Origin of the sequence: Dermacoccus sp. Tok2021 (genome assembly GCF_019895135.1) — a bacterium.
In the GTDB taxonomy this organism is placed as follows: domain Bacteria; phylum Actinomycetota; class Actinomycetes; order Actinomycetales; family Dermatophilaceae; genus Dermacoccus; species Dermacoccus abyssi.
In genome coordinates this window covers 1-12,100 of record NZ_JAGTHU010000039.1, presented here as the reverse complement: position 1 = coordinate 12,100, position 12,100 = coordinate 1, and the positions used below count along the sequence as shown (strand labels likewise).

The following is a 12,100-nucleotide window of genomic DNA, read 5'->3' as shown; positions in this document are numbered from 1 at the left end:
GCCCCCCCCCCCCCCCCCCCGCCCCCCCCCCCCCCCCCCGCGCGGCCCCCCGCCCCGCCCCCCCCCCCCCCAGTGCGACGTTCGGAGAAACCATGTCCCATGCGAATGCAGCATTGACCCCGCGCCACAGACGGATCGTCGCGCGTCTGGTCGTAGACGAGGGCTGGCCGGTCAGTGAGGTTGCTGCCCGCTTCCAAGTCTCGTGGCCGACCGTGAAACGCTGGGCCGACCGCTACCGGGCCGGCCAGTCCATGCAGGACCGGTCCTCACGCCCGCACCGGTCCCCGAACAAGACCAGCCAGACGACCACCAGGCGCTGTATTCAGCTTCGCCTGCGTCTGCGCGAAGGACCCGTGCAGCTGTCTTGCCGGCTCGGCATCGCTCCGTCCACGGTCCACCGGATCCTGACCGACGCGCGCCTGAACCGGCTCTCCCACGTCGACCGCGCCACCAGGGAGCCAGTCCGCCGCTACGAACACGACTACCCCGGCGCCATGCTGCACGTCGACGTGAAGAGGCTCGGCAACATCCCCGACGGCGGGGGCTGGCGCTACGTCGGTCGGCAACAAGGCGCGCGCAACCGCGCCGCCACACCCGACAAGCCCCGCAACAAGTACCGGGATCCGCTCATGGGCAAGGCCTATGTCCACACCGTCATCGACGACCACTCCCGCGTCGCCTACGCCGAAGTGCACGACGACGAAACCGCCCTCACCGCCACCGCGGTCCTCGTCCGGGCGGTCGAGTGGTTCAACGCCCGCGGTGTCACGGTCGAGGGCGTCCTGTCCGACAACGGCGGCGCCTACCGCTCACACCTGTGGCGCGACACCTGCGCCGAACTGGGCATCCGGCACAAGCGGACCAGGCCGTATCGGCCGCAGACCAACGGGAAGATCGAACGCTTTTACCGCACCCTGGCCGACGGCTGGGCTTACGCCCGCTGCTACACCTCCGAGACGGAGCGCCGCGGTGAGCTCGATGGCTGGTTGCACCACTACAACCACCACCGACCCCACACGGCTTGCGGGAACCAGCCGCCGTTCTCACGATTGACCAACGTCTCCGGTCAGTACATCTAGGCCTCCGCCGCCACCACTCTGCCCTGGGCCGCGCCCTGCCCCACACCCAGGAAGCCAGTCCCACCTGTCCACCCCATCAACGAACCCGTGCGCCCCACTTCAAAGTGGGGCGCACGGGTTCGTTTGTGCTGCAACACAATTCGTAGTTTTTGGCGACACTGGGAACCAGGCTGCCCCACTACGGTGGGGCGCACGGCAGAGCGGCGAATCACGTTGTGCTGCAATGCTTTTAGGGGTCGCCTCTATGTTTGCGCCCCACCTGCCCCACTTTTGGGCACACAAGCCGCGATTTTTCAGGCGAACGAGGGGTGTCCACCCCATCGATCGAGAGATCCGAATGCTCAATACATAGGTAGCGCAACGCTTTTCATCAGATCACCGGGTGTCCACCCCATCGTCTGGCAGTGTCCACCCCATCGATTCCAGACGCTGGGTGTCCACCCCATCGGTCGATGGGGTGGACACCCAGATAGTGGGAGCTACTCCTTCCCTACATCTCGTAGATGAGCCAGGAACGAGCCCCACATGTGGGGGTGCGGAAGTTTTCTCGGGTGTCGCTGTCCGATTTCGGGGTGCTCGATGGGCTTATTGCCAGTGATCGATGACCCGACACGCGGAGGCGACACCAGTGATCCACTGCTTGCCGATAATTGGCTCTATAGTCGTGCCATGGTTCTCAAACGCAGCGCTGGCCGCCCACCGAGGGAGCGTGAGCGACACGCCTACCTGCCTGCCCTCGAGTACCCGCTGCGCGACCTTCTCTGGGAAGCGGCAGCCCGGGCAGAACTCCCTGTCAGTGTCACCGCGTCGATCATCATCGGCGACGCCTACGGCTACCACTCGCCGTGGGAGCCTGACCTCGACTACCAGGCGCTGGGCATCGATATCGACCGCGCCCGCGCCGTCGGCGCGACGCCACCGCAGCCTTTCCCCATCGTCGACAGCGACAAGAAAAAGACGTACATGCGGCTGGATCGCGAGCTCGCAGATCGCATCAACGCGCGCTGCGAGGCGCATGCTGTCGCACACGTCGAAGAGCTGCGGCGCATTCTCGCAGCAGCTTTCGGCATGGACCGGCCCGACCTGGTGCGTTTCGTGCAGCGCCACGGTCACCAGGACGCTCTCCCGATCGCGGAGGCCAGCTGATGACCTGACCCCGGGCATAAGAAAGCGGCCCGTGTCTTGCCGGACACGAGCCGCTTGGAGATGGACACCCAGCCAGGTGATCCGTCTCTAGGTCGATGAAGTGGCAAACCCTCAACTCAACCCGAAAGTACCTGCTCAGATGGTAGCCCGTTTTGCACGGGGATTCGAGCCTGTCCCTCATCTCGTGTCGCGAGAGGGGGTGTGAGGTCGATGACATCCCCACCGATTGAGCCCCAGTGGGCTCCCCAGGATGCGTTGCAGCGCGTCGAGGACGCGCTCTACGCTGCTGGCTCTCGTGTGATCCACCGCCCTGATGGCAGCATGCTCGCGTCCTGCGTCGTGCCCGGACATGACGACTCTCACCCCTCCTTGTCAGCGACCTGGACGGCCACGGACTACGGCGGCCGCGTGTTGCTCAACTGCTTCGCCTGCGCGGGTGTGCCCCAGGAGGACTTCGCCGAGTACCTCGGCCTGACGTACGACGATCTGTTCGACGACCGGCGCTGGTCCTTGCACAACCGACGCAAGCTGACGCGATCACGCTCGGAGGATGAGCGACGCGTGTGGCAGCAGCACGCGAAGACCCTCGGGCCCCTGCCCGAGCGTGTTGCGAGCAAGCTCGACGAGCTGCTCGGCAAGACCCCCGCCAAGGCCGAGAACAAGAAGGAATCCCTCGAGGGCCACGAGCACACCTGGTCTCACGTGTGCACCTACACCTACCGCTCGGCCGCTGGCGCTGAGGTGCAGCGCGTGAAGCGGATGCGCTGCGACGAGTGCAAGGGCAAGACTTTCTTCCAGTCCTACCTGCACCCCACGGGCCGCTGGGAGAAGGAAGCGCCGAAGGAGTTCACGCCGGTGTTGTACCGGCTGCCGGAGTTGCTCGAGGCACTCAAGGACGGTGACGACGTGTGGGTCGTAGAGGGGGAGAAGGACGCTGACACCGGCGCGAAGCTCGGTCTCACGACCACAACGAACCGTGGTGGGGCGAAGAACTTCCCCGCCGACGTCGAGCTGTTCGCGGGCGCGGTCATCAACGTCGTGCTCGACCGGGACCCGGCCGGTTGGGTACGCGGCCAGTTGCTGCACCGTCTGTTGAACGACGCCGGCGCGGCCGAGGTGCACCTGCTGCTGCCCGCGGTCACCGAGCGCAAGGCCGACCTCACCGACCATGTCGAGGCCGGCCACGGCATCGACGAGTTCGTCGAGGTTCCCCTGGCAGCGATCGACGCGTGGGCTGCGATCGACACCCTGCTCACTCGGGTGCGATCCCTCGAGCACAACGAGAGCGAACTTCGCGCCCAGTTGGCCCTTGCGGCGCACGAGAAGCGCGCTGGGCGTGACTCGCGCAGCACCCAGCACCGCAAGAACGCGCAACGGTGGGCACGTGAGTCGATCAAGGTCCTGACCCGGATCGCCAGCGTCCACGCTCAGGTGGTGCGCTCGGTGGATGAGGCAGGCGACTGCGACTTCGCGCTCGAGGCGAAACCGATCGCTCAGCGGTTCATGACGCAGGCTCGCGACCTCGCGATCGAGATGTACGAGCTCGCCGGCGTTGAGGTGCCGGCCGAGGTCGCCCGCAGTGCCGCGCAGGCCGAGTCAGCGAAGCTCGCGGCCGCCTCGAGCCAGCACGCGGCCGCAACAGGCACCGAGGGTGCCGCAGCACCCACGACGACCTCGTCGACGGGTGAGAGTGGCTCGACCTCACAGCACCTCACCCTCGTCGGTGGCGGCAATGGCGGCGGCGGGGGCGGTGCATCACGTCCGCACCAGGGGATCAGCCGCACCGAGTACGAGATCCTCGACGGCGCGATCGTCGAGCAGCGCACCGTCACGGTCGGGCGCGGAGACGCGGCCTACACCGAAGATCGCCCTTCCCTCGTCATCAACACCGTCTTGACGATCCACTCGAAGGAATACCTCGAGCGCGCTGAGGAACTCGACGACAACGACCCACTCGAGCAGCTCATCGGGCGTGAAGGACGCGCCACGGTGAAGCCGGCCGCGTTGCCGAAGGTCGCGCACGTCGTGGTCGAGTACCGCGACGGTGACGGCGTGACACAGATGAAGCGCATCCCGCACGACGACTTCGACAGCGGCAAATGGCTGACCGAACTGCCGATCCCGGGCCTGGAGTACGGCAAGGGCAAGAGTGGGCGAGAGCGCGTCATCGCGGCGATGAACCAGCTGTCGACCGCCTGGCGGGTGACGACCTCGTACACCGCCACGGGGTGGCGTCGCCTCGGGGACGGGCGCTACGTCTACATCACCGATGAGGGCGCGATCGGCGCGAACGGGTATGAGCCCATCGCGACGCACCTGACGGGGCCGCTCAAGCGGTTCAACTGGCCCAATCCTGTTGAGGACGGAACGCGTCTTCGTGAGGCGTTCCTGACTGATTCGGCAGCGCTGATGCAGCACTTCCCCGACCGTGTGGCGGGTGTGCTGCTCGGCACCGCCTACCGTTCGGTGCTGGGGCGCAACCCCTGGGTGACGCTGCTGGTTGCCTCCCCAGGCGTCGGTAAGTCGGGCCTTGCGGCGTTGACGATGCACCACTTCGGAGAGCGTTGGGATCGCGACAAGCCTTTGACGTCGATGAGCGGTAACGGCGCGACGATGAACGCCGCCCGGATGATGCTGCACTCGTGCAAGGACGCCCTCGCGTTCCTCGACGACGTCGCCCCGACGAACGGCATCGAAGCCGCCCTGCGCCACCAGAACGAGATCGTGCGCCTGATCCACAACGCCGAGGAGCGCGCCCGCAGCAGCCGCGATGGGCAAAAGACCGAGGCCGGCACCGCGCCGCGTGCCAGTGGCCTGATCACGAGCGAGTTCATGCCGCCGGCCGGTAGCTCCGGTGGCCGGCGTGCACTCGTGACGCCGCTGCTGCGTCGCGACATCGACACCGAACTGATCGAGGCCCTCGACACCGCTGAGTCACGCCACGGCCGGGCGCTGCTGACCTCGAGCTTCCTGCAGTGGATCGCCGGGCGCTACGACGAAGCGCAGCAGCAGCTGCGTGAGCACCGCAGCGAATACGCGGCGATGATGCGGCACGCACCCGATGCGCCCGTGACGTGGCGTAACCACGCGGCGAAGGTCGCGGAGCTGTGGGCCGGGTGGATGCTCATGCTGTCCTTCCTCGAGGACGCTGGCGCGCTGTCCGAGGCCGAGGTCAAGACCTGGACCACACGCGTCGACGCTGCCTTGAAGGAAGCCGCCGACGCCGCCGAGGACCGAGACCTGGCCACGACCACCGGTCAGCGCGTCGTGGAGATGCTGCGTCACGCACTGACCACCGGCGCGGCCTACACCAGCGACATCGTCACCGGCCGCGCCCCCGAAGGCATCGCCCGACGCCTCGGCTGGCGAGAGCGCGACAGCGCACCCTCGGCGGGCATGGGCATGCAGCCGTCTGAGTGGGCACACGACCCGCGGGCGGTGCACCTGGGATGGGCCAACACGGCAGTGATGCGTCAGGGCGTCGGGCGTGAGCTCGTATGCACCCAGGCCGACTTCGAGAAGGTCCTCAAGCTCGCGATCAGCGAGATGGTCGACTCGGTGCAGATCGATCGCGGCACCGCCATCCGCGCTTTAGCCGAGGACGGGGTCCTCAAGGTCGACGTCGAAGCCCGCGGTGGAAGCTCCGTGGTGCGTCACACCGTCAAACGCACCATCTCGTGCATGCCCGACGCACGCGACCCGCACAAGGCGATGCGTGATCGCTTCATCGTGCTCGACCTCGACAAGATCCTCGGCGGCATCGACGACGAGGACCCCTCCGGGCCCGATGGCAGCGACGGCGGCCGCGGCGGCGATGAGCCAGACGGCCCCACTCCGCAGCCCACCCAGGAGCCCGACACCACCCAGCTCGAGCTCGACGCTCCCGCCCAGGAGGACACGATGGGATCTCACACCAACACCGGTGGTCTGACCCTGCCCACCGAGCAGCTCGACGAGACCGTGGCCTGCGCCGTGTGCACGAAACCGTCCGGGTTCGCGTTCGCGGGGCTCCCGCTGCACGCACCGTGCTTCTGGAACACGAGCGCGGCCACCATCGACGCGCTCCTTCGCGACCTCACCCCCCAGCAGCCCAGCCCCACCCCAGCCCGCGAGCCGCAGCAGATGCCCCCGGCAGCTCAGCCGCAGCCCGCGACGCAGCAGCACGCTCCAAGGAAACCAGCGACGAAGAAGGCACCGGCGGCAGCGGACGCATCGCGCTTCCGCGCGAGTGTGGCCGTCGTCGACGTTGACGCCGCCTGGTTGCCCGACGGCACCCGGATCGCGCTGGAGCAGCCGCCGGCACACTTCGGGGACCTCGAGCAGCTCGGCCGCTCGCTGCAGTTGGGCTCGGCGCCGATCAAGTGGCGCAAGGTCGCCGAGGCGGGAACGATCGTGCCGACCACAGCGCTGCTGAAGCACCTGGGCGTCGACATGGACAACTACCCGCGCATCCCCTCGAGGCGTCCGCAGTGGTTGCAGGAGATCAGCCAGGGCCTGCCGGCAATCGACACGGCCGTCGAGCAGGGCTGGACGTTCGGGCGTGAAGGAAGCCAACCGCAGCTGCGAGGACTGACCCGCATCGCCCGCCAGGGCGCGCAGCGCGCTGAGATCGTCATCTTGCTGCTCGCGCAGCTGGACGAGACATGGGGACTGCAAGACGCCGACCCCGTCACCGTCGCGCGCGTGCTGCAGATCTTCACCGAGACCGTCGGCATCCCGTTCAAGGGCACACCGATCAGCACGGTCGAGGACCTGCTGCACCTGGTGTGGAGCCCGCAGCGCAAGCAGCAGCTGACCTGCGAGGACCCGGTCGACTACTCGAAGATCGGGCCGGCGAACGCACGCGACCTCGAGCCCGCCTTCGACTGGACGCGCAGCCCGCGCCAGGACGAGCTCAGCGACGGGGCATGGATGGCGGTCTACGACCGCGGCAGTTCCTACCTGGCCGGGTGGAGCGACATCAAGATCGGTGTCGGCGCGCCCGAGCACCTCACCGGCGACGACGTCGTGTTCGATCGACGCCGCGCTGGATGGTGGAAGATCCAGCTGCCGCACCGCGCTGAAGGCGACACCACGCCCTACCCCGACCTGCTCGACCCGCTCGGCAACCGCTCCGGTCAGGAAGTGTGGACCGTCACCCCGGTCCTGGAGTACGCCGCCAGCATCGACATCACCCCGACGATCCTCGAGGCATGGGTGTGGCCGCCTGAGCGCTCCACCAACCTGCTCGAGCCGCTCTACAAGCACATTCGCGGCGCGCTCGAAGCCGCTCGCGGCCGCGACGAGGCCGAAGCCGCGATCGTGCTGCGCATGATCAAGCAGCTCTACAAATCGCTCAGCGGGTGGATGGTCAGCGCCGACAGTGACCCGCGCACCAACGGGATGGCCGGCAGCAGCCGCCTCAACCTGCACCACCCGTACGCCTACCACGCGATGCGCGGCAAGGCCCGCGTCGGGATGCTGCACACCGTGTTGAGCATCGGTGAACGCACCGGCACCTGGCCGCTGATCGTGTCTAACACCGACGCCGTCGGCTACGCCGTCAGCTCGAGCATCGCGCACACCGACGAAAGCGGTGCGTGGCCCGGCGATCCGAAGAAGATCGGCAAGAGCCCGGGCAGCTACAAGCTCGTCAGCTGGTCCTCACTCGAGGAGCAGCGCGAGTACCTCACCGGCCGCGGATGGTCCGGGCGTGAAGCCACCCACGACGTTGAGGAGCAGGCATGAGCCCCAAGGACGAACAGACCCCCAACAAGGGACAGATCATCCTGCCGGGCTTGCCCGGCGCCGACGACGCTGCACCCCAACGCCCGGCGACCGGCGGCACCAGTGAACCGCCGTTTCCCACGACGTCGCGCTCCGGTGCGCACCTGCCGCAGATCGACGCTCATGACCGGGAAACGCCCCAGCTGCGCGAGTCGATGTTCTCCTTCCTCACCGGCCGCGACGGGCACGGCGCGACCACCGGTGGGGGAATCGCCTCCAAGCTCATGGCAGCATTCGGCCCCTCCAAACGCGACAGCTCACGCCCCGACACCGCGGCGGCCGCGAAGGGTCTCGGGGTCTCCCAGCGCCAGGTGCAGCGCTGGCTCAAGGGTGAGAACGCGCCGCGAGCTGATCGCGTCAAAGGCCTCGACAAGCGCGCCCGTCAGGCGATGACCACCAAGACCGGGCGGGCCCGCTCCCTCAAGAGCGCGATGGCCTCCGGGCACGCTTCGATGCCGCCCAGCAAGAACAGCCTCACCATCGCCGGCTACCAAGGCATCAGCTCCGACAAGACGGCCGGCTACCGGATGCGGGAATGCTCCGTGCAGATGACCGCCGCCGACCTCAAGGACCTGCAAGACACCTGGGTCGCTCACGGTGACAAAGGCGCGGCCGCGTGGATGACTAGTCACATGGACACTCACTACGCCAGCGGATGGCACATCCGCGAGATCGAGGACCTGTCGTGGGGCAACTCGAGCAACTACTGATCACCACGGCAACGAGCGACACTCACTGGTCGAAGCGCTAAGACCGCACCGTCAGGACGGGCTGTTCTGAGGGTGTGAGGTAACACAGGCTCCCCCCGTTGGGGCACAACTCACGGCGCACAATGACGCGCCGTGCAGCAACCTGCTCCAGCAGGTCAGCTCGCGCGAGCACCGCTGCAGGCTGGTTCGAGCACGCGAGATCCGTGACGGGAGTCCAGCCCCTCTCGTAGCGGCGGCCGGCGGAGGTGTTGTGGATGACTGGCCGACTCACGCCGAGCTGCTCGTTCTGCCAGATCGCGATTGTATGCGGCTGATGCCAGCGCCTCACCCGCCACGCCTGAGGGATTACGGATGACCGAGTGTTACGCAGCAGCGTGACGGCGTGCTCGGCGAGCTCAACTTCCTCCCGCTGCCGGCGCAGCACGTCGGACGCCGGCAGCAACACCTCGCGCAGTCTCCGCGCATGCTCGGGCGTGGGCGTGCTGGCGAGCGTGAGCCACCGCTGAACGGTACGCGTCGAGACGCCCAGTTCACTCGCGGCCTCACGCAAGGTGGGGTAGGCCAGGAGCAGAGCCCGTCGCAGATCCGCCGGCGCCCACGCACTCTCTGAAGTCGTCACATCTCCCACCTTCCTAGTCTGTCGCCTACAGAAGGGCGCGCAGCCCGCCACCCATTCCGACAATAACCGTTCCAGGTGATCATCACACGAACCCTCAGAGGTTGACAATTAACACCCTAGATGGCTTCATGGTGACGTCGGAACCACTGAAGGAGACCACCATGCCTGCCTTTGTCATTGAAGCTGAGACCCGCCCGTTCAACGAGGCCCGCGCCGAGGACATCATCGACCTGCTCGCGCACATGCACCCGGCCATCACGTGCAACGCCGGCCGCGAGCCGGCCATCATCACCCTGACCGTTGAGGCTCCGACCCTGGCCGTCGCGGTCGCGAAGGGCCTGCGGGCATTGAGCGTTCTGGTCACCGTGCTGCGTGTGCACGGTGAGCTCGAGGCGCAGCGCAATGGGCTGCTCGGGCTCGAGCGCGAATCGGTGAACAAGAGCGCATGAGTCGGCAGTGGTATGCCGTCGAGGCGGACCTCGCGGAGATCCTCGACGAGGATGCCTGCGAGCAGCTGCTCGACGAGCTGCTCGACGCTCGCCTTCACCCAGCACTGAGCTGGTCACCAATGGGGCGGGTGCGAATCACTGTCAGCGTTCAGGCGCCCTCGCTCGCTCGAGCAGCTGCTCGAGCGCTGGAGTTGCTCGAGCAGCGCCGTCGCGTGCGCAGCGTTCGAGTGATGCTGCAGCAGGAGCGTGATGACGACCTCGAGGACGAGCTGCTGTCGGTCTCTCAGGCCGCGCAGTTGCTCGGCATCTCGCGCGCGTCGGTGATCAAGCGCATCGATTCCGGCTCCATGCCGGCCCACAAGGTGGGCGCGACCTACGTCATCCCTGCAGCAACCGTGCGATCAGATAGCTAGCCGCACGCGATCATCCTGCTAGCACGCTGCTATCTGAACGCTAGGACAGTTGCGCACTCTCGGGCGATCAGGATGCTAGGTCAGCGACGAGGGCGCACTTGCCGTTCGCTCACCCACTCTTCGCGCACGCTGCCGTTCACGACGTAGGCCACTTTCGCGCGCCAGTTTTGCCCATCGGCATCACGCCTCAAGGCGACCGCAAGGCCCTGGTGCCACTGCTCGGCGATGAGAACGTCGACGTGACGCTCGCGGGGTGCAACGAGCTGAGGCGGTGGCGCCTCCCACGGGCGTGCATCCGCTGCCTCCTCATGCCCCGAACGGACCCCAAGGGGGACCCCGGGGCCGGCCGCCGAATAGAACCCGCCACTCATGCGCCCAAGCATGGCAGGGCGGTGCGACCCGGGTGCGCCCACCAAGCCCAGGAATCGCCCCCCATCGGGGGCTGAGCATTCTGACAAGAAGCGGAAGACGCCAACGGCTTGGAGCGCTCCCACATTTCATAACATTCTGATAACGCACCACTTGCCCAAGCGATCTGATTTCGCGAGCGCCTGAGCGGCAGATATATAGCTTGTCTAAGTATTATCACGTGTTGCACGTCGCTCTCATATGCACTAATATGGTTCATGTCGGAACACATGAGGAGGACAACATGTCTCAGCCCAACTACTCGCCCACCATCACGTCGCGGGGCACTTGCTCGGACTGCGGCGATCGCGCGTTCGACCTGCGGGATGGCCGATGCCGCGAGTGTGACCTCGCTTCGTTCGCAGCCGCCGGAGGAGATGTCGACGAATGCCTCGGGTGCGGCATCGAGGAGCGGGTGCGTAACTACCTCGACTGTGCGGACGGTCTGTGCGATGACTGCGACGCCGACGCGCAGCGCGAGGAGCGGCGCGAGCACGACCGGCGCGAGTACCTGTCCATGATCTGAGCGCGTTTCCTGCGGTGTGCGGTGCGACCCGGAAGGGTCGCACCGCGCTTGACTGTTCCAGCACATATGCTCTAAAATGATTCAAGTCGGAACACATGAGGAGGATGCAATGCCCCAGAGGAACGCCACGTGCAGCACCTGCCACGCTGCCCCCGCCGAGACTGGCGGACGATGCGCGGCCTGTAGCGATTTCGCTCGTCAGACTGTCGACGGAGGCGCGTTCGAAGAGTGCCACGAATGCGGCGATCTGCTGACCATTGTTGGCCGCGTGCCCGGGATGCCCTTGTGCACCTACTGCGCAGCCGGCCCGGACGAGGACGAGGGCGCGATCGAGTGCTACCTCACGCGGCGAGAGATCGAGCAGCACGAGGACGCGCAGGACGCCGATTACGCGCTCGACCTCGGGTTCTAGCCGGGTAGGGGGTGACCACCCCCGCGGCCGCGCAAGCGAAGGCGGCCGCGGGGGGTTTGGCATGGGGGGTTGCGCCACCGTTCTAAATGCCCTATTGTGGTTCACGTCGGAACACAACGAAAGGAACCCCGGAGCGATGGACAAGCAGACCAAGCAGCTAGTCAAGGAACTAGAGAAGCAGGGATTCATCGTCACCCTCACGAAGAAATCCCACCTCAAGGTGACCCGCCCCGGCTACTCACAAACGGTCATCCTCGCCGGAACACCGAGCGACTCGCGATCCTTCCAAAACGGCATCGCCCACCTGCGCCGCGACCTGGGATACATCGACCCGAAGAGGGGCCACCAGCGGTAAGCCGACCGGGTGCGGGGGCTGGGGGCACCACCCCGGCCCGCACCCCGACACCACACCTCAAACCCCACCGAGCGCCCACCCCGAAGGGCCGGCCCAAAAAAGGGGGGGCCGAGAGCGCCCCCGGAGCAGGGGCGGCCGGGGGAGGGACGTCGAAGCCGACCGGGGCAGCAAACGGGTGCGCCCTGGCGCACCCCGAGCGGGGGGGGGGGGGGGGGGG

At 67.0% G+C, this 12,100-nt stretch carries 10 protein-coding genes; 9 read left to right on the top strand and 1 reads right to left on the bottom strand.

Annotated elements, in window-relative coordinates; all coding sequences use genetic code 11:
- Nucleotides 1-92 precede the first annotated feature (92 nt).
- From K9D12_RS14475 to K9D12_RS14460, 4 genes are all read left to right on the top strand, one after another.
- Nucleotides 93-1,079 (top strand): IS481 family transposase, encoded by a 987-nt coding sequence (locus tag K9D12_RS14475; protein WP_223060566.1) that lies wholly within the window; start codon nucleotides 93-95, stop codon nucleotides 1,077-1,079.
- A gap of 669 nt (nucleotides 1,080-1,748) precedes the next feature.
- The gene (locus tag K9D12_RS14470; protein ID WP_223060565.1) at nucleotides 1,749-2,225 is read left to right on the top strand and encodes a hypothetical protein; all 477 of its coding nucleotides are present in this window, start codon (nucleotides 1,749-1,751) and stop codon (nucleotides 2,223-2,225) included.
- A gap of 369 nt (nucleotides 2,226-2,594) precedes the next feature.
- Nucleotides 2,595-7,952: a hypothetical protein gene (locus K9D12_RS14465; protein WP_223060564.1), complete on the top strand. Its 5,358-nt coding sequence runs from the start codon at nucleotides 2,595-2,597 to the stop codon at nucleotides 7,950-7,952.
- Nucleotides 7,949-8,701, top strand: coding sequence for a helix-turn-helix transcriptional regulator (locus K9D12_RS14460; RefSeq protein WP_223060563.1), 753 nt, complete (start codon nucleotides 7,949-7,951; stop codon nucleotides 8,699-8,701). The genes K9D12_RS14465 and K9D12_RS14460 overlap by 4 nt, the downstream gene beginning before the upstream one ends.
- Before the next feature lie 37 nt (nucleotides 8,702-8,738).
- On the opposite strand, the gene K9D12_RS14455 is transcribed toward K9D12_RS14460, so the two are convergent.
- Nucleotides 8,739-9,320: a helix-turn-helix transcriptional regulator gene (locus K9D12_RS14455; protein ID WP_223060562.1), complete on the bottom strand. Its 582-nt coding sequence runs from the start codon at nucleotides 9,318-9,320 to the stop codon at nucleotides 8,739-8,741.
- Between the two features lie 128 nt (nucleotides 9,321-9,448).
- Between K9D12_RS14455 and K9D12_RS14450 the strand changes: the two genes are divergently transcribed.
- The 5 genes from K9D12_RS14450 (at nucleotide 9,449) to K9D12_RS14430 (ending at nucleotide 11,883) form a co-directional block, all read left to right on the top strand.
- Nucleotides 9,449-9,769 carry a hypothetical protein gene (locus tag K9D12_RS14450; RefSeq protein ID WP_223060561.1) on the top strand — a complete coding sequence of 107 codons (321 nt, stop codon included), beginning with the start codon at nucleotides 9,449-9,451 and terminating at the stop codon, nucleotides 9,767-9,769.
- Nucleotides 9,766-10,182: an excisionase family DNA-binding protein gene (locus K9D12_RS14445; protein ID WP_223060560.1), complete on the top strand. Its 417-nt coding sequence runs from the start codon at nucleotides 9,766-9,768 to the stop codon at nucleotides 10,180-10,182. The genes K9D12_RS14450 and K9D12_RS14445 overlap by 4 nt, the downstream gene beginning before the upstream one ends.
- Nucleotides 10,183-10,834: 652 nt before the next feature.
- On the top strand, nucleotides 10,835-11,116 hold the full coding sequence (locus K9D12_RS14440) for a hypothetical protein (protein ID WP_223060559.1): 282 nt from the start codon (nucleotides 10,835-10,837) through the stop codon (nucleotides 11,114-11,116).
- 268 nt (nucleotides 11,117-11,384) lie between these two features.
- Complete coding sequence (locus tag K9D12_RS14435) at nucleotides 11,385-11,528, top strand: hypothetical protein (RefSeq protein ID WP_223060558.1); 144 nt, start codon at nucleotides 11,385-11,387, stop codon at nucleotides 11,526-11,528.
- 136 nt (nucleotides 11,529-11,664) lie between these two features.
- Complete coding sequence (locus K9D12_RS14430; RefSeq protein WP_223060557.1) at nucleotides 11,665-11,883, top strand: hypothetical protein; 219 nt, start codon at nucleotides 11,665-11,667, stop codon at nucleotides 11,881-11,883.
- Nucleotides 11,884-12,100: the final 217 nt, after the last annotated feature.

Bases quoted from the DNA above. Each gene is read 5' to 3' on its own strand.
- K9D12_RS14475 (WP_223060566.1), top strand. From the start codon at position 93: ATGTCCCATGCGAATGCAGCATTGACCCCGCGCCACAGACGGATCGTC.
- K9D12_RS14470 (WP_223060565.1), top strand. From the start codon at position 1,749: ATGGTTCTCAAACGCAGCGCTGGCCGCCCACCGAGGGAGCGTGAGCGA.
- K9D12_RS14460 (WP_223060563.1), top strand. From the start codon at position 7,949: ATGAGCCCCAAGGACGAACAGACCCCCAACAAGGGACAGATCATCCTG.
- K9D12_RS14450 (WP_223060561.1), top strand. From the start codon at position 9,449: ATGGTGACGTCGGAACCACTGAAGGAGACCACCATGCCTGCCTTTGTC.
- K9D12_RS14445 (WP_223060560.1), top strand. From the start codon at position 9,766: ATGAGTCGGCAGTGGTATGCCGTCGAGGCGGACCTCGCGGAGATCCTC.
- K9D12_RS14440 (WP_223060559.1), top strand. From the start codon at position 10,835: ATGTCTCAGCCCAACTACTCGCCCACCATCACGTCGCGGGGCACTTGC.
- K9D12_RS14430 (WP_223060557.1), top strand. From the start codon at position 11,665: ATGGACAAGCAGACCAAGCAGCTAGTCAAGGAACTAGAGAAGCAGGGA.